This window comes from Sphingobium sp. FG58 (assembly GCF_057809055.1).
On sequence record NZ_JBMDJF010000002.1, the window covers coordinates 242,714 to 259,676 of the forward strand.

Here is a 16,963-nt window from a genome sequence, read left to right on the forward strand (position 1 = left end):
ATCTCCCAACCGAAAATCAAAACGATAAGGTGGGAGATGGATTCCCGCCTTCGCGGGAATGACAACATCGTGTGGGAACAGCCGTATTGTGCAACGATCCCGTTGCTGGGACGGACTGTCGCGCCCGATCTGCAAAAGAATCAAAAAGGCAGCTTGAAGCCTGGCGGCAGTTGCAGGCCGGATGTCATCTTGCCCATTTCCGCATTGCTGACCTCATCGGCCTTCTTGCGCGCATCGTTGAAGGCGGCGGTGACCAGATCCTCCAATATCTGCTTTTCGGACGGCGCGAGCAGCGTGTCGTCGATCGACACGCCGATGATCCGCCCCTTGGCCGATGCGCGCACCTTCACCAGTCCGCCGCCAGCCGCGCCTTCGACCTCCAGCTTGTCCAGATTATCCTGCGCGCGTTGCAGTTCCTCCTGCACGCGGGTGGCCATGCCCAATATTTCGTTCAAGTCTTTCATGCGTCATGCACTCCATTGTTCCGGCTGGTCGGTTTCGACCAGCGCAGCATCGGGGAAAGCGGCCATCGCCGCCTTGACCACCGGAATTTCCAATATGTCGGCGCGGGCCTCCGCCTTGGCCGCTTCCTCGCGCTCCAGCAAGGTCGGCTGTGCCGCCGCGTCGCTCGGTGTCACGCGCCAGCCGCTGCCCGTCATCTCACGCAACGCCTGGGTCAGGCGCGCGGCGAAGTCGGACGGCAATTGCGGCGTCGCGCGATAGTCGATTTCCGGCGGCGCATAGCGGACCAGCCCGACACAATCATGCAGTTCCTGCGCGAGCTGCCCCTTGCCCTTCTGCCACAGCGCTTCGATCAGATCCTCGAACGTCGCAGGCAGGTTCGCCGCCGGGCCAGCCGCAGGAGCCGCTGCAACCGCCTCCGATGGCGCAGCGACGACAGGCCCGCCCTCGCGCAACAGCCGCGCCAGTTCGCCCGGATCGGGCATGGTCGCCGCGTGCATCACCCGCAACAGCGCCATTTCGCAGCTTTCGATCGGCAGGATCGCGCCCGCCACCTCGTCATGCCCCTTCAGCAGCAATTGCCACAGCCGATGCAGCGGCGCGAAGCCCAGTTGCGAAGCCCAGTCGGCCAGCGCCTCGCGCTCCTCGGCGGACTGGCCGGGGCTGGCAATGTCGCGCCCGGCCTTCACCAGCGTCACCGCATGGACCAGTTCCAGCAATCCGCGCATCAGCGCCAGCGGCTCGACCCCCAGCGCATATTGATCGCGCACCCCGCTCAGCAGCGCGGCGGTATCCCCCTCCAGCAGCAGCCCCAGCAACCGGCGCACCGATCCGCGATCGGACAGGCCCAGCATGTCGCGCACCTGGGTGGCGGTGACCATCGGCTCACCCTCACCCATTTCCGCATGGGCAATGGCCTGATCCAGAATCGACAGCCCGTCGCGCGCCGACCCTTCCGCCGCCTGCGCGATCAGCGACAGCGCATCCGCCTCCGCCGCAACGCCCTCGGCCTCCACGACATGGGCGAAATGCCCCGCCAGCAACTCGGCCGGAATCCGGCGCAGGTCGAACCGCTGGCAACGCGACAGCACCGTCACCGGCACCTTGTTCACCTCGGTCGTGGCCAGAATGAACTTCACATGCTCTGGCGGCTCTTCCAGTGTCTTAAGAAGAGCGTTGAACGCATTCTTCGAAAGCATGTGAACTTCGTCGATGATATAGACCTTGAATCGCGCCGAGAACGCACCCTTCCCCGCCACGTCAATGATCGCCCGGATATCGTCCACGCCGGTATGGCTGGCTGCATCCATCTCGATCACATCCATGTGCTGCCCTTCAGCAATCACACGACACGGTTCGCACACCCCGCACGGGTCGATCGTCGGCCCGCCCTGCCCATCCTCGCCAATGCAGTTCAGCGCCTTGGCGATCAGCCGCGCGGTCGACGTCTTGCCGACCCCGCGCACGCCGGTCATCAAGAAGGCATGGGCCAGCCGCCCCCGCTTGATCGCATTGCCCAGCGTCTGGACCATCGCGTCCTGGCCGATCAGCTCGCGGAAATTGCGCGGCCGATATTTGCGCGCAAGGACGCGATAGGGCTGTGGGGAATCGGACATGGGGATTGTCTAGCCGTTTGGATGGCTATTGTCGAAGCGGGATGATGGGAAGGTGGGAGCCGGAACGACCCGCGGCAAAATCACTGTGGCTGCTTCCGTCAGGACCTGACCAGGTTGGCGACGACCTCGTCCGCCCGACTCCCGGCGCGGCATATGGCGAAGAAGGATGGGGATGGCAAGGGGCCACACACCACATCCGTTCGTCAGTCCAGCCCGCTCTTCTGCGCCTTGGCCAGAAAATCGAGCGCCGCCTGCGCCGCCTGCGCAATCGCCGCCTCGGCTGCCTTCGCGTCCACGGTCGGGCGATCGAGATAGACGGCCAATATATAGTCCTCGCCCGACGGCGCCTTCACCAGCGCCACGTCATTATAGGCGGTGCCGCACGTCCCGGTCTTGCTGCCCGACGTCCAACCGTCGGGCAGGCCCGCCTTGATCCGCTTGTCGCCAGTGCTGCTGGCGTTGAGCCAACCGCGCAGCGTATCGGCGCTCTTACCCTGCATGTCGCGAAACAGCAGCCGCCCCATCAGCCCCGCCATCGCGGCTGGCGTCGTCGTATCGCGCGGATCATCCGGCGCATTTTCATTCAATGCCGGTTCGTTGCGATCCAGCCGGGTCACGCTGTCGCCATGCGCCCGCATGAACGCCGTCAGCCCCTGCGGTCCGCCAAGCATCGGCAGCAGCAGGTTCGCCGCGCTATTGTCGCTCACCTCGACCGTCGCCTGCGCCAGCTCGGCCATACTCATCCGGCCGCGCTTCCTGTTCTTCTTCACCACCGGCGCATAATCTAGAATATCGTCCTTGCCGAAGGGGATTTCTCCTTCCAGCCCGAATTTGCCCCCCTCCGCGCCGATCAGCACGGCAGCGGCCAGCGGCGCCTTGAAGGTCGAACAGAGCGCAAACCGCTCGTCGCGGTTGAAGCCCAGGATCAGAGCGCCCTTGCTGTCCACCAATGCGATGCCCAGCCGCCCGCCGGTTTCCTCCTCGATCGTCTTGGGATTGCGCACCGACGCCAGCGCCGATTGCGGCACCAGATAGCGCGGTGGCGGCGGCAGCAGCGAATCGAGCCGCCCGGTCGGCACCGGTTCCTGCGCCTTCTTCTTCGGCGCGGCCAGCGTCGGCATGGCGAGGCACATTATGACAGCCAGCGCGGCGAGGCGAAGAGGTCCATGCACGATGATGCTCACATGCCCTGCATATTATAGGATTCGGACGGAATACGGACGGTCAGGCTTTTCAGCCCCTCGGCCAGCACAATCTGACAAGACAGGCGGCTGGTGCGCGTGGCGGACGCTGCCAGGTCCAGCATATCCTCCTCATCCTCGCTCGCCCGGCGCAGATGCGGAAAATCGGCGGCATCGACGATGACATGGCAGGTGGAACAGGCCATCTGGCCCTCGCACGTGCCCTCCAGCGGCTGGCCCGCCGCCTGCGCCACATCCAGCAGGACCGATCCCGCCGGGGCGTCGACTTCCTGCCGTCGCTCGCCATCGGCGCTGATGAAAATGATCCTGGTCATTGACGCGACGCTCCCTGTCACGGCGCCGTTTGCTCGGCTGCCGCCCTGTTCAATGCCTCCGCAGCGCTCTCCAGTTCGGCCGACGTCGTGTAGCGGCCAAAGCCGATCCGCACCGATCCACGCGCCTGTGCGTCTGTCAGGCCCAGTGCGCGCAGCACATGGCTAGGCCGCCCGGACCCGCTTGCGCAAGCGCTTCCCAACGAAAAAGCAATATTGCGGCAATATGACAACAACCGCGCGCCGTCGATCCCGTCCCGGCGCAGGTTCAGATTGCCGGGATAGCGCGCGTCCGCGCTGCCATTGATCGTCCAGTCGGCAAACAGGCCGCGCGCCATCGCCGCCAACATTTCCACATGCGCGCGATCATCCGCGGCTCGCTCCCGCATCAACCGCGCCGCAACGCCAAACCCCGCGCATAGCGCAGGCGACAGCGTACCCGATCGCAAGCCGCCTTCCTGCCCCCCGCCATGGATCAGCGGCGCAGGCTTTACCCCATCGCGCAGCCACAATGCGCCGACACCCTTGGGACCGTGAATCTTGTGTGCGCTGATCGCCACCATGTCGCATGTGTCGGGGATCGGTACGCGGCCATAGCCCTGCACCGCGTCGCACAGGAATGTAGCGCCCGCAAAATCCGACAATTCGACCAATTGCTCAATCGGCTGGATCACCCCGATCTCGTTATTGACGAGCATCGCAATCACCAATGATACGCCCGGCACAATTGCAGCGAAGGCCGCGTCCATGTCGACGATACCGTCTTTCTTTACCGGCAGCACCGTGACGGTCCGCCCAGCGCGACGCAACGCCTCCACCGTATCCAGCACCGCTGCATGTTCCGTCGCGATCGTCACGATGTCGCCGGGCGGCGCGCCCTGTATCGCGATATTGAGCGCCTCGGTCGCGCCGGACGTAAACAGCAGCCGACCTCCAACCGGCAACAACCGACCAATCTCCTCGCGCGCCACCTCCACCTGCGCTGCGGCAGCCCGGCCCAACCGATGCGCGCTGTGCGGATTGGCAAACTGGTCGCGCAGCAACGGCACCATCGCGTCAAAGGCTTCCGGCGCTAGCGGCGTGGTCGCCTGATAATCCAGATAGATCATCGTCTCGCCCGTTCCGCCATGGCGACCCACTGGCCCAGGAACCGCTCGACATCCGCCTCGCTCGTCTGCGGCCCGAAACTAACCCGCACCACCTCGCTCGCCGCCGCCTCGTCCCATCCCATCGCGTGCAGCACATGGCTGGTCTTGAGCGATCCCGACGAGCAGGCACTGCCCGCCGACACCGAAATCCCCGCCAGATCGAACTGGATCAGCTGCGCCCGCGCCGACAGGCCCGGCATCCGGTAGCTGGCAATGGCCGGGATTCGCGCCGCATCGCGCGCAACGACTTGACCCCCCGCCGCCTCAATCCCCGCATCCAGCCGCGCCCTCAGCCGCGCCGCATCGGGCAACCAATCCGTGCGCGCCTCCAGCGCCGCCGCCATCGCCAATATGGCAGGCAAATTCTCCGTCCCCGCCCGATAGCCCTGCTCCTGCCCGCCTCCTGCATGGAGCACCCCCAGATCGCGCACCAGCAAAGCCCCGATACCCGGCGGCCCGCCAAATTTATGCGCGCTGATCGCGATCATATCCGCGTCCGGCAGCGCCAGCTTGCCCGCACTCTGGGCGCAGTCAGCGAACAGCAATGCTCCGTCCCGCTCCAGCCCGTCGAGCGGCTGGATCGCCCCGGTCTCATTATTGACGTGCTGGATGGCAAACATAACTCCGTCATCCCCGCGCAGGCGGGGATCCATCTCCGGCGTTGTATCAGGCGATAAGGTGGGAGATGGATTCCCGCCTGCGCGGGAATGACGGAGAGAGATCATCCCATCCCCATCCACCGCCAGCCGCTCCGCACCCTCCGTCACCCGCAACACCGAATCATGCTCGATAGGCGACGTCACCACCCGCGCCGCCTTTGCCCGCGTCAGCCCGATCGCAATCGCCTCGCTCGCCCCCGACGTGAAGATCACATGCCCCCGCCACCCCAGCGCCTCGGCAATCCGCGCCCGCGCGCGCTCCAGCGTCGCACGCGCAGCGCGCCCGTCGGCATGGGGGCTGGACGGGTTGGCCCAGCACTCCAGCGCATCGACCATCGCCGCCTTGGCAGCGGGCAGCATCGGCGTGGTCGCGGCATGGTCTAGATAGAGGCGGTCGGCAGCCACGATGCGATGCTACTCATTGATTGCGGAAATGGCGGCGGCTTCTATATAGGCGGTCTGCCGCGCAGCGCCAGCTTCTGGCGTGGCGCGCGTCCTTTTGCCACCGCCCGCCGACCTGACATAGGTGTTCGGTGGCCATAACGATAACAGGTGCCATGCCCGACGTAATCTTTACCGGACCCGAAGGTCGCCTCGAAGGCCGCTTCAGCCCCCCGCCCCGCCCGCGTGCGCCGGTCGCCATGATCCTGCACCCGCATCCCCAGGGCGGCGGCACGATGAACGACCGCATCACCCAGGCGCTCTACAAGACATTCGTGAAGCGCGGCTTTGCCGTGCTGCGCTTCAACTTCCGCGGCGTGGGCCGCAGCCAGGGCACGTTCGACAATGGCATCGGTGAACTGTCCGACGCCGCAGCGGCACTCGACTGGGTCCAGAGCTTCCATCCCGAAGCGCAGACCACCTGGATCGCGGGCTTCTCCTTCGGCGCATGGATCGGGATGCAGCTGCTGATGCGCCGCCCGGAAATCCGCGGCTTCATCTCGGTCGCCCCCCCGGCGAACATGTACGACTTCTCCTTCCTCGCGCCCTGCCCCTCATCGGGCATCATCGTGCAGGGAACCTCGGACGAAGTCGTGACCGCCAGCGCCGTGCAGAAACTGGTCGACAAGCTGCGCACGCAAAAGGGCATCACCATCCACCACGACGAAATCCGTGGCGCCAACCATTTCTTCGAACATGAACTCGACCAGCTGATGAAGTCGGTCGACAATTATCTCGACATGCGCCTGTCCCCGGACTCGCCGATCCGCTGAGGATAGTGGGAGGCAAGGGGCGTCCACTCCCTATGCCCGTTTGCCCTGAGCGAAGTCGAAGGGCTTGGCTGAGCGCAGTCGAAGCCACTTCGCTTCGCTCAGTGCAGGGCTTCGACTTCGCTCAGCCCGAACGGCGTTAAAACAGGCCGTTTGCCCCTTGGTCGGCCTTGCCCTTGCGGCTCAGCGCTGCTCCAGCCCCGGCAGATCCGGCCCCGGAATCGCCGTGATCGCAACATTGCCGAACATCACCAGCCCCGCGATAATCATCAGCGCGCCCCGCTTGCGATCGCGCAATTTGAGCATCACATATAGCCCGCCGCCGGTCAGCAGCAGCCCGGCGAGCATCAAGATAGATAAAATCGTGCCTGTCATGCCCCTTCCCATAAGGGCGGCGGTCCAAGGTGGCAATTGCCGCCCTCACCCCCTATGAGGCGCGGGAACGAATCACCCCAGTGGTGAAGGGACGCATTCCATATGAAAATCGCCATTGCATCCGACCATGCCGCCATCGACCTGAAGGCGGAACTCGCCCAGTGGCTGCGCGACGAAGGACATGATGTCGCCGACCTTGGCCCCGCCACGGCCGACCGGGTCGATTATCCCGATTATGGTTACAAGCTGGCGACAGCCGTAGCGTCCGGCGACGCGGAACGCGGCATTGCGCTGTGCGGATCAGGCATTGGCATTTCCATCGCGGTCAATCGCAACCCGGCCTGCCGCTGCGCGCTGGTCGGCGAACCGCTATCCGCCGCGCTCAGCCGCGAACATAATGACGCCAATGTCCTCGCCATGGGTGCTCGCCTAACCGGCGTGGACATGGCCAAGGCCTGCGTCACCGCTTTTCTCACCACGGAATTTGGCGGAGGCCGTCATAGCGGCCGCGTCGAAAAACTCTCCCATCCCGCGCTCTGAAAGGAATCTTCGATGAGCATCGACACCCTCGCCCCCGCCATCCGTCAGGACGGCTTTTTCAGCGAAAACCTCGCCAGCGCGGACCCGGAAATCTTCGGCGCGATCGGTAACGAGCTGAAGCGCCAGCAGGACAAGATCGAACTGATCGCGTCTGAAAATATCGTGTCGAAAGCGGTGCTGGAAGCGGCCGGCTCCATCTTCACCAACAAATATGCCGAAGGCTATCCGGGCAAGCGTTACTATGGCGGCTGCGAATATGCCGACGTCGTCGAAACGCTGGCCATCGAGCGCGCCAAGCAATTGTTCGGCGCGAACTTCGCCAACGTCCAGCCCAATAGCGGCAGCCAGATGAACCAGGCCGTGTTCCTGGCGCTGCTCCAGCCGGGCGACACCTTCATGGGCCTCGACCTGTCGTCGGGTGGCCACCTGACCCACGGGTCGCCGGTCAATATGAGCGGCAAATGGTTCAACCCCGTCCCCTATGGCGTGCGCGCTGACGATCATCTGATCGACATGGACGAAGTCGCCCGCATCGCCCGCGAGTGCAAGCCAAAGCTGATCATCTGCGGCGGCACCGCTTACTCGCGGGTCTGGGATTTCCCCCGCTTCCGCGAGATTGCCGATGAAGTCGGCGCCTATCTGCTCGCCGACATGTCGCATTTCTCCGGCCTGGTCGCGGGCGGCGCGCATCCCTCGCCCGTCCCTTACGCCCATGTCACCACCACCACGACCCACAAGTCGCTGCGTGGCCCGCGTTCGGGCATCATCCTGAGCAATGACGAAGCCATCGCCAAGAAGCTGAACAGCGCCATCTTCCCCGGCCTCCAGGGCGGCCCGCTGATGCACATCATCGCGGCCAAGGCCGTGGCGTTCAAGGAAGCGCTTTCGCCTGAGTTCAAGGCTTATGCCCACCAGATCGTCGCCAATGCCAAGACGCTGGCCGCAACCCTGGCCGACGCTGGCCTGTCGATCGTGTCGGGCGGCACCGACAATCACCTGATGCTGGTCGATCTGCGGCCTAAGAACACCACCGGCAAGGCCGCGGAAAAGGCGCTCGATCGCGCCTTCATCACCTGCAACAAGAATAATGTGCCCTTCGACACCGCCAGCCCGTTCGTGACGTCCGGCGTACGCCTCGGCACCCCCGCCGGCACCACGCGCGGCTTTGGCGAAGCGGAGTTCCGCGAGATCGGCCAGCTGATCGCGCAGGTCGTGGAAGGCCTCAAGCGCAACGGCGACGAAGGCGACGGCCAGGTCGAAGCCCATGTGCGGGAAAAGGTACTGGCGCTCACAAGCCGCTTCCCGATTTATTGAAGCTAACTTGCCTTTACCCGTTCGTCCTGAGTAGGGGCTGAGCTTGTCGAAGACCTTGAAACGAGTCACGCGCCTCGTTTCAACGAAGGGTCTTGCAGAACCTGTCCTTCGATACGCCATTTCGACTTCGCTCAATGGCTACTCAGGACGAACGGAGTTGAAGAGTCCATGCGCTGCCCCTTCTGCGCCCATGAGGACAGTCAGGTGAAGGACAGTCGGCCGACGGAAGATGGCAACGCCATCCGCCGCCGCCGCCAGTGCGAAGCCTGCGCCGCGCGCTTCACCACCTTCGAGCGTATCCAGCTGCGCGACATCTGGGTGGTCAAGAGCGAGGGCCGCAAGGAAGCGTTCGAGCGCGACAAGCTCGCCCGCTCGATCGGCATCGCCTGCCGCAAGCGCCCGATCGACCCCAGCCGCATCGAAAAACTCATCTCCGGCATCCAGCGCCAGCTCGAAACCAGCGGCGACAGCGAAGTCCCCGCCCGCGCGATCGGCGAACTGGTGATGGAAGGCCTCAAGCGCCTGGACAGCGTCGCCTATATCCGCTTCGCCAGCGTCTATAAGGACTTCACCGACGCCAGGGATTTCGAGGAATTTGCCAGCACGGTGAAGGAAGTGGGCGGGTGATAGGCTTCTCTCTCACTCCGTTCGCCCTGAGCGAAGTCGAAGGGCTCGACCGAGCGCAGCGAGGTCCTGATCAGCAATGACCTTTCACGCCTATATGCTGCGCTGTTCCGACGGCTCCTATTATACCGGCCACACAGATAATTTTGAAACACGGATCGCCCAGCATCAGTCGGGCGTCATCAAAGGCTACACATTCGACCGTCGTCCCGTTGAACTTGTTTGGTCCGCCGAGTTTGAAACGCGCGCGGAAGCACTTGCCAGCGAACTGCAAATCAAGGGCTGGTCACGCAAAAAGAAGGAAGCGTTGATTGCGGAGAATTGGGACAAGCTGAAGAAGGCTTCCATTTCCCACACTTCGCCTTCGCTCAGTGACGCCCTTCGACTTCGCTCAGGGCGAACGGAGGATGAGACTGATCCTGCTGACCAATCGGAACCCGTCATGCCCCCTCCCCCCGTCATCGTCCTAGTCCGCCCCCAGCTTGGCGAAAATATCGGCAAGGCCGCCCGCGCCATGCTCAATTTCGGTCTCACCGAAATGCGGCTGGTCTCGCCCCGCGACGGCTGGCCCAACCCGGACGCCGGCCCATCGGCCGCGGGCGCGGATTTCATCCTCGATCAGGCGCAAGTATTCGAAACCCTCGCCGAAGCCGTCTCCGACTGCGCCCATGTCTATGCCACCACGGTGCGCAAGCGTGGCGTCACCAAGCCAGTCGTGACCCCGGAGGAAGCCGCCCGCGAAATCCACGCCGCACAGGGCCGCTGCGCCTATATTTTCGGGCCGGAACGCTCAGGGCTAGAGACCGAGGATGTCGCGCTCGCCCGCAAAATCCTCACGGTGCCGATCAACCCGGAATTCGGCTCCCTGAACCTCGCGCAGGCGGTCATCCTGTGCGCCTATGAATGGTCGAAACAGGCCGACCTGTCGCAACCCACCATCACCGACCTCGGCGAACCCGCGCCACAGGCAGAGTTGGAGGGGATGATCGAGCAACTCAACACGCTGCTGGAGAAGGTCGGCTATTTCTTCCCGCCCGACCGCGCCAATGCGACCCGGCTGACGCTGCGCAACCTGCTGACCAAGCCGGGTTGGAACCATCTGGAGGTGCGCACGCTCCGCGGCGTCCTCTCCCACCTCAACCGCCCGCGCGAGCGCTGAAGTGATGATGTTAGCATTCCCAAACACCGTTCGTGCTGAGTAGGGACTGAGCTTGTCGAAGGCCCGTATCGAAGCATGTGGCGCTTGTCCTTCGATACGCCATTTGACCTACGGTCGTCTGCGACTCCGACTTAGCCCAATGGCTACTCAGAGCCTGCCCCCGCGAAGGCGGGGGACGAACGGGTTTGCTACAAGTCACCCTATTTTAACCCCGCGTCCGGTCAAACTCCGCCATCTCATAGGCAATCGACGCCTCGACCAACTGCTCCCACAGCTCCGCCACAATCTCCACCGGCGCGCCCACCCGCGCCGCCTCCGCGCACGCCTGGTCGATTACCTGCCGCTTGCGCGGTTCGTCTCGCACAGCGCCGCGATCAGGCTTGATCCGGGCGGCCGCGCGCATATGGGCAAAGCGCTGGCCGATCAGCGCGACCAGTTCGCGGTCGATCGCATCGACACCCGCCCGCACTTCGACCATGCTGCTATAATCATCAGGGTTCATGCCCCGCCAATTAGGCGTCGCTCAAGCCCCTGTCGAGGGTTGACATGCAGCCCCCTTGTGGCCATAGGCGCGCCTTCGCAATTGGTCCCGCATCCCGGTGAAGCGGTGGCCCTGCCCCTGAGCGCGCAAACGCAAAACGGACGTAGGCGATACCGGGAATGATGCTCACCCTTCCAGGGCGGGCTTAGTCGTTAGCTATTGTAAGGAAATACCATGACGAAGCGCACCAGCGCCAAGTATAAACTCGACCGTCGCATGGGCGAGAATATCTGGGGCCGTCCCAAATCGCCTGTGAACAAGCGCGAATATGGTCCCGGTCAGCACGGCCAGCGCCGCAAGGGCAAGGTGTCCGATTACGGCATCCAGCTGCGCGCCAAGCAGAAGCTGAAGGGCTATTACGGCGACATCACCGAAAAGCAGTTCAAGAAGAACTATTTTGAGGCGAGCCGCATGAAGGGCGACACCGGCCAGAACCTCATTGGCCTGCTGGAGCGCCGCCTGGACGCCGTCGTCTATCGCGCCAAGTTCGCGCCGACCATCTTCTCGTCGCGTCAGATCGTTTCGCACGGCCACATCTATGTGAACGGCGTGAAATGCAACATTGCCTCGCGTCTGGTGAAGCCGGGCGACGAAATCACCTTGGGCAAGAAGGCGCAGGAAATGGCGCTGGTGATGGAAGCACAGGCCCTGGCCGAACGCGACATCCCCGACTATGTCTCGCCCGATGGCGCCGCCAAGGTCACCTATGTCCGCGTCCCCACGCTGGACGAAGTGCCTTATCCGGTGAAGATGGAACCCAATCTGGTCGTCGAATTCTATTCGCGCTGATCGGCTTCTACCCAAGCTTTACAAAAAGGGCGGCCCCGCAAGGAGCCGCCCTTTTTCATGCAGAAAGCGCCACGACAGACTATGACCGACACCGAAAGCGCATCGCCCATCGGACGAACGCAAAGGCGACTGCTCAGGCGGATATACAATGGCCGCACCGTGCCGATCATCGCCGATGGCCAGGCCTTCCTGACCTACAAGGACGCGGTCAAATATCTTGAGGCACTGGACGCCGATACGCGCGAAGCCGTGTATGAGGAAATGAAGGCGTCAGCGAAAAATGGCAAAGGCGGGACAGCGGCGTCCTGACGTCCTGTCTTGCACCCGCCAGCCACAACTGTAAGCGCAGCCCTATGGCGAAAACAGCCCTTCACCTCTACGCGCTGGCCCTGGGATCGAACCGTTCCCTGTCCGCCCGCCTGACGCCCCGGCACCTGCTGGCCGAAGCCGCCACGCGAATCGCGCAGCACGCCCGGATCGTGGCAACGTCGCCTACCATCGAAACCCCGCCCATCGGCCCGTCCCGCCGCCGCTACGCCAACGCCGCGCTGCTGGTCCAAAGCCCGTTCGAACCGCCCGCCATGCTGGCCTGGCTCCAGTCGATCGAACAGGCATTGGGCCGCCGCCGCTACCGCCGCTGGGGCGCGCGCAGCGTCGATATCGACATCATCCTCTGGTCCGGCGGCCTCTGGAACAGCCCGATGCTCACCATCCCCCATCCCGCCTTTGCCGCGCGCGATTTCGTCCTGACACCGTTGCGCGCCATCGCGCCCGCCTGGCGCGATCCCCGATCCGGCCTCACGATCCGCCACCTCGACGCCCGCCTGCAAAAAGCCCAACAATCCATGCCACAAGAGGTTGACCATCCCCGCCGCCCCCTTTAGGGCGAGCGCACCTCAGCAATCGGGGGTCCATAGCTCAGTCGGTAGAGCAACTGACTTTTAATCAGTAGGTCGCTGGTTCGAACCCAGCTGGACTCACCATTTTTATTGGCCATCATCATTGCTGGCCGGGCAACAGCTCCAGAAACAGCCCATCGGCATCGGCGCACAGCCGTTCCCCATCCTTCAATTCCCCGCGCACGAACCGCTTTCTGCCCTCGACCGCATAGAGGGTCGCCGTCACGGTCAGCGGCCGGTTCATCGGCGTGATCGCGCGGTAATTGACGTGGAGATAGGCGGTGCGCGCCATCATGGCCGGACCCGAATTGGCCGGTATGCCCAGCACTTCGTCGAACAGCAGCGATACCGCGCCGCCATGGGCCGCGGCATTACCGCCCAGAAAATAGTCGCCAAAGGTAACCGTCGCCCGAACTGACGTCGCATCCTGCTCTTCGATCGCGAAGGCCGGACACATGACCTGACCATGGCCCGGCACATCATCGACGCGGCCAAACATCCGCTCGTCTTCACCTGCTTTCAACGGCGCCAGTCGTCCGCGCCAGTCGCTTAGCTCCGCCGTCAGCGCCCCGATCGTCGCTTCGTCCAGGCTGGCACTGGCCAGATCGTCCAGAAAATTCCGCAGCGTATCGATCATCGCGGGATAGGCCGAATCCGGCATCGGCCCTCTGGCCCTGCCGCGCCGAAGGCCTTGAAACATGGGGGGCCGTTTTTCCGACATCGCGCCAACTTTCTCTTGTTCGTTCCTGCCCCGGCTATCGGGAGGCTTGTCCCCTAGCCGGACAATGGATCGAGCAGCATCAGGCTACGACTGGCAACACTGACGTAGCGATCATCGCCCAGGCGAAAATCCACCGCCTTGCCGCCGCCATTGACGCACAGCGTCCATCCCGACCGCACGAAATGCAGCGCGACGCAGCGCCGCTCCGGCTCTTCCCATTGCGCGACTGTCATCGCCTCGCCGCCCTCATTCAGCCAGACCACATCCTCCTCGCGCAGCAGGGCAATATCCGTCAGGTCAGGACATCGCGCCCGCAGCGCCGCCAGCGCAAAGGCGTGGGTTTCTATCTCCCGATCACGCCCCGCCCAGTCGATCCAACCGATCGCATTATCTTGCGCATAGGCATTATTATTGCCCCGCTGGCTGCGGCCAAATTCGTCCCCCGCGCTCAGCATGATCGCCCCGCGCGAGCAGAAAAGCGTCGACAGCAGCGCCATCACATCGCGCCGCCGCGCCGCGACGATGGCCGGGTCGTCGCTCACCCCCTCGACGCCATTATTCCAGCTCAGATTTTCGCCATGGCCATCGCGATTCTGTTCGCCATTGGCATGGTTGTGCCGCTGCTCATAGGCGGTCAGGTCCGCCAGCGTGAAGCCGTCATGCGCGGCCAAAAAATTGACGCTCCGTGTCTCACCGCCCCCAAATATGTCCGACGATCCCGCCAGCCGCGTTGCAAAACCGCCCAGCGTCCCCGCGTCCCCCCGCCAGAAACGCCGCATATCATCGCGATAGCGGTCATTCCATTCCAGCCACCCGTCGCCAAACCGTCCCAGCTGATAGCCGCCCGGCCCGATGTCCCACGGCTCGGCGATCATCACCCGATCCGCCAGCTCCGGGTCAGCCCGCATCTGTTCCAATAATGGCGCATGGGGATCAAAGCCGTCCGCCATCCGCCCCAGCGCTGGCCCCAGATCGAAGCGAAATCCATCGACCCCCGCCTGCGCCACAAAATGGCGCAAGGACTCCAGGATCAGACGACGCACCACCGGCTGGTTGCACGCGATGCTGTTGCCCGTCCCGGTATCGTTGATCAGCCGCCCATCATCGGCGTGGCGGAAATAGTCGCGGGCATTCAGGCCACGCAGCGATAGCGTCGGTCCATATATGTCGCTCTCACCATTATGATTATAGACCATGTCCAGGATCACACCGATCCCCGCCTCATGCAGCGCTGCGACGGTCGCACGCAATTCGGCCATCCCGCCGGGCGCCAGCCGCGGGTCCAGCGCGAACCAGCTGACCGGATTATAGCCCCAATAGTTGGTGAGGCCGAGCGGCCCCAGATGCCGCTCGTCGATCCAGGCGTTGATCGGCATCAGTTCCACGGCAGACACATGCAACTGCTGCAAATGCGCGATCACAGCGGGATGGGCCAGCGCGGCAATGGTCCCGCGCTGCGCGTCCGGCACATCGGGATGCAGCATCGTGAAACCACGCACATGCAGTTCGTAGATCAGACCACCGGGCGCAAAATGCGGCGGCTTGGCAGGCCACGGAGCCATCGGCGCTCCCACCACCCCTTTCGGCATCAGCGGTGCGGTATCGCCCCCCTCCCCGCGCCGCGCCGTCAGCGCCGGATCATAGGCGAACGCCCGGTCGATCGCCGGCGCATAAGGGTCGAGCAACAGCTTGTCGGGATCGAACCACAGCCCCGCAGCCGGATCATAGACACCATCCGCCCGCACGCCATAAAGCGCGCCCGGTCCGACACCCGCCGCCTCGACATGCCACACGCCATCGACATCGCGCAGCATCGGCAGCCGTTTCTCCCGATCGGCATCATCAAACAGGCACAGCCAGAGCTGATCGGCCTCTGGCGACCAGATCGAAAAGCGGGTGGCGGTGGCACCGATAACCGGCGCGCATCCGCCCCCGCTCACGCCACCTCCGCCAGCAACGCCCGGTAGAGCGCGGCATAGCGCGCCGCGCTATGATCCCACGACACTTCGCTGCGCATCCCCGCCCGCTGCATCGCCTGCCACACCGGCCGTTGCCCATGCAGCCGCACCGCCCTGCCAATCGCGCCATGCAGCGCCAGTGGATCGGACGGGGCAAAGACGATGCCCGTCGCCGCCCCCGCCGCCACCGCCGCCTCATTGGCGTCGATCACCGTATCCGCCAGCCCGCCGACCCGCGCCACCACCGGCACGCAGCCATAACGCAGCGCGTAAAGCTGGGTCAGCCCGCACGGCTCGAACCGCGACGGGATCAATATCGCGTCACCACCGGCCTGCATCAAATGCGACAATGGCTCGTCATAGCCGATCTGCACGCCGATCCGTCCGCGATGCCGGTCCGCCGCGCCCAGAAACGCGCCCTCCAGCGGATGATCGCCCGATCCCAGCACGGCGAGCTTCGCACCCAGCCCAATGAGGTGATCGATCGCGCCGACCAGCAGGTCCATCCCCTTCTGCCAGGTCAGGCGGCTGACGATGATGAAGATCGGCGCGCCATCATGATCCAGGCCAAAGCGGCTCTCCAGCGCCCGCCGGTTGGCTGCCCGACCACCTAGCGCGCGCGCCGTATAAGTCTTTGTAATCAGGCTATCATTTGCCGGATTCCAGATGTCGGTATCGACCCCGTTCAATATCCCATGCAGCCGGTCGACCCGCCCGTTGATCAGGCCATCCAGCCCCATGCCATGGACGGGCGAACGAATTTCCTCCGCATATGTCTGGCTCACTGTCGTGATCGCATCGGCCGACACCAGCCCCGCCTTCAAATAACCGATGCCGCCATAATATTCGACGCCATCCACCCCCCACGCCTCCTGCGGCAGGCCCAGCGCGGCAAAGATATCCGCACTGAACCGCCCCTGAAACGCCAGATTATGGATCGTCACCACCTTCGGCACCCGCGCCGCCGGACCAAAGCGCATATAGGCCGCGGTCATCGCCGCCTGCCAGTCATGGACATGGACGACATCGGGTCGCCAACCCTTCACCCCGTCCGCCGCAATATCTGCGCCCACCCGCGACAAGGCCGCAAAGCGCCGCCAATTGTCGCCCCATTCATTGCCCGCATGGTCGCCATAGGGACCGCCTTCACGCGCATAGAAATCGGGCGCATCCAGCACCAGCAGGTCCAGCCCGCCGACGCTGGCCGCCAGTACGGTGGCGGGAACGCCGAACAGCGCCTCATAACGCCGCACCACCTTCGCCTTGCCCAGCCGCGCCATCACGGCGGGGTAACCCGGCACCAGCGTCCGCACCATCACATCCTGCGCCGCCAACGCCCCCGGCAGCGCGCCCGCGACATCGGCAAGCCCGCCGGTCTTGACCAGCGGATAGACTTCGGAGGCAACCGACAGCAATTTCATCGCCACAGGCCCG

19 protein-coding genes, 1 tRNA gene and 1 other RNA gene are annotated in these 16,963 nt (G+C 64.2%); 9 read left to right on the forward strand and 12 right to left on the reverse strand.

Annotated features, from left to right (window positions below; translation table 11 throughout):
* Positions 1-140: 140 nt before the first annotated feature.
* The 7 genes from ACODR8_RS03935 to ACODR8_RS03965 form a co-directional block, all read right to left on the reverse strand.
* Positions 141-464: a YbaB/EbfC family nucleoid-associated protein gene (locus ACODR8_RS03935; RefSeq protein WP_006959664.1), complete on the reverse strand. Its 324-nt coding sequence runs from the start codon at positions 462-464 to the stop codon at positions 141-143.
* A 3-nt stretch (positions 465-467) separates the two neighbouring features.
* A complete protein-coding gene (locus tag ACODR8_RS03940) occupies positions 468-2,078 on the reverse strand; it encodes a DNA polymerase III subunit gamma/tau (RefSeq protein WP_489006041.1) in 1,611 nt (536 codons plus the stop codon).
* A 48-nt stretch (positions 2,079-2,126) separates the two neighbouring features.
* An RNA gene (ffs, locus tag ACODR8_RS03945) (signal recognition particle sRNA small type) lies at positions 2,127-2,224 on the reverse strand.
* A gap of 57 nt (positions 2,225-2,281) precedes the next feature.
* On the reverse strand, positions 2,282-3,211 hold the full coding sequence (blaSGM, locus tag ACODR8_RS03950) for an SGM family class A beta-lactamase (protein WP_489006188.1): 930 nt from the start codon (positions 3,209-3,211) through the stop codon (positions 2,282-2,284).
* Positions 3,212-3,258: 47 nt separating this feature from the next.
* A complete protein-coding gene (locus ACODR8_RS03955; RefSeq protein ID WP_489006042.1) occupies positions 3,259-3,594 on the reverse strand; it encodes a 2Fe-2S iron-sulfur cluster-binding protein in 336 nt (111 codons plus the stop codon).
* 17 nt (positions 3,595-3,611) lie between these two features.
* Positions 3,612-4,700 (reverse strand): cysteine desulfurase family protein, encoded by a 1,089-nt coding sequence (locus tag ACODR8_RS03960; RefSeq protein WP_489006043.1) that lies wholly within the window; start codon positions 4,698-4,700, stop codon positions 3,612-3,614.
* Positions 4,697-5,803 carry a cysteine desulfurase family protein gene (locus ACODR8_RS03965; protein WP_489006044.1) on the reverse strand — a complete coding sequence of 369 codons (1,107 nt, stop codon included), beginning with the start codon at positions 5,801-5,803 and terminating at the stop codon, positions 4,697-4,699. The genes ACODR8_RS03960 and ACODR8_RS03965 overlap by 4 nt, the downstream gene beginning before the upstream one ends.
* A 152-nt stretch (positions 5,804-5,955) precedes the next feature.
* Here ACODR8_RS03965 and ACODR8_RS03970 point away from each other — a divergent pair, with 152 nt between their 5' ends.
* Entirely contained in the window at positions 5,956-6,612 is a 657-nt protein-coding gene (locus ACODR8_RS03970; RefSeq protein WP_017184627.1) for an alpha/beta hydrolase, read from the forward strand.
* Between the two features lie 180 nt (positions 6,613-6,792).
* Here the strand turns inward: ACODR8_RS03970 and ACODR8_RS03975 are convergent, their stop codons facing one another.
* Complete coding sequence (locus ACODR8_RS03975) at positions 6,793-6,984, reverse strand: hypothetical protein (RefSeq protein WP_294136239.1); 192 nt, start codon at positions 6,982-6,984, stop codon at positions 6,793-6,795.
* 102 nt (positions 6,985-7,086) lie between these two features.
* On the opposite strand from ACODR8_RS03975, the gene rpiB reads away from it, so the two are divergent.
* The 4 genes from rpiB (at position 7,087) to ACODR8_RS03995 (ending at position 10,621) form a co-directional block, all read left to right on the forward strand.
* On the forward strand, positions 7,087-7,524 hold the full coding sequence (gene rpiB, locus ACODR8_RS03980) for a ribose 5-phosphate isomerase B (protein WP_489006045.1): 438 nt from the start codon (positions 7,087-7,089) through the stop codon (positions 7,522-7,524).
* A 12-nt stretch (positions 7,525-7,536) separates the two neighbouring features.
* On the forward strand, positions 7,537-8,838 hold the full coding sequence (glyA, locus tag ACODR8_RS03985; protein WP_489006046.1) for a serine hydroxymethyltransferase: 1,302 nt from the start codon (positions 7,537-7,539) through the stop codon (positions 8,836-8,838).
* Positions 8,839-9,006: 168 nt separating this feature from the next.
* Positions 9,007-9,465 (forward strand): transcriptional regulator NrdR, encoded by a 459-nt coding sequence (nrdR, locus tag ACODR8_RS03990; protein WP_119744218.1) that lies wholly within the window; start codon positions 9,007-9,009, stop codon positions 9,463-9,465.
* Positions 9,466-9,541: 76 nt separating this feature from the next.
* Positions 9,542-10,621 (forward strand): TrmJ/YjtD family RNA methyltransferase, encoded by a 1,080-nt coding sequence (locus ACODR8_RS03995; RefSeq protein ID WP_489006047.1) that lies wholly within the window; start codon positions 9,542-9,544, stop codon positions 10,619-10,621.
* Positions 10,622-10,826: 205 nt separating this feature from the next.
* On the opposite strand, the gene ACODR8_RS04000 is transcribed toward ACODR8_RS03995, so the two are convergent.
* Positions 10,827-11,123, reverse strand: a complete 297-nt coding sequence (locus tag ACODR8_RS04000; RefSeq protein ID WP_489006048.1) for a chorismate mutase — start codon at positions 11,121-11,123, stop codon at positions 10,827-10,829.
* Between the two features lie 213 nt (positions 11,124-11,336).
* Between ACODR8_RS04000 and rpsD the strand changes: the two genes are divergently transcribed.
* The 4 genes from rpsD (at position 11,337) to ACODR8_RS04020 (ending at position 12,934) form a co-directional block, all read left to right on the forward strand.
* On the forward strand, positions 11,337-11,951 hold the full coding sequence (rpsD, locus tag ACODR8_RS04005; RefSeq protein ID WP_006964269.1) for a 30S ribosomal protein S4: 615 nt from the start codon (positions 11,337-11,339) through the stop codon (positions 11,949-11,951).
* A gap of 81 nt (positions 11,952-12,032) precedes the next feature.
* Positions 12,033-12,260, forward strand: a complete 228-nt coding sequence (locus ACODR8_RS04010) for a hypothetical protein (protein ID WP_489006049.1) — start codon at positions 12,033-12,035, stop codon at positions 12,258-12,260.
* Positions 12,261-12,304: 44 nt separating this feature from the next.
* Positions 12,305-12,835 (forward strand): 2-amino-4-hydroxy-6-hydroxymethyldihydropteridine diphosphokinase, encoded by a 531-nt coding sequence (gene folK / locus ACODR8_RS04015; RefSeq protein WP_489006050.1) that lies wholly within the window; start codon positions 12,305-12,307, stop codon positions 12,833-12,835.
* A 23-nt stretch (positions 12,836-12,858) separates the two neighbouring features.
* Positions 12,859-12,934 (forward strand) — tRNA-Lys (locus tag ACODR8_RS04020).
* 16 nt (positions 12,935-12,950) lie between these two features.
* Here the strand turns inward: ACODR8_RS04020 and ACODR8_RS04025 are convergent.
* From ACODR8_RS04025 to glgA, 3 genes are all read right to left on the reverse strand, one after another.
* Positions 12,951-13,511: a hotdog domain-containing protein gene (locus ACODR8_RS04025; RefSeq protein ID WP_489006051.1), complete on the reverse strand. Its 561-nt coding sequence runs from the start codon at positions 13,509-13,511 to the stop codon at positions 12,951-12,953.
* Positions 13,512-13,624: 113 nt separating this feature from the next.
* The gene (glgX, locus tag ACODR8_RS04030; RefSeq protein ID WP_489006052.1) at positions 13,625-15,511 is read right to left on the reverse strand and encodes a glycogen debranching protein GlgX; all 1,887 of its coding nucleotides are present in this window, start codon (positions 15,509-15,511) and stop codon (positions 13,625-13,627) included.
* The gene (gene glgA / locus ACODR8_RS04035; RefSeq protein ID WP_489006053.1) at positions 15,508-16,956 is read right to left on the reverse strand and encodes a glycogen synthase GlgA; all 1,449 of its coding nucleotides are present in this window, start codon (positions 16,954-16,956) and stop codon (positions 15,508-15,510) included. Before glgA ends, glgX begins: the two co-directional genes overlap by 4 nt.
* Positions 16,957-16,963 lie beyond the last annotated feature (7 nt).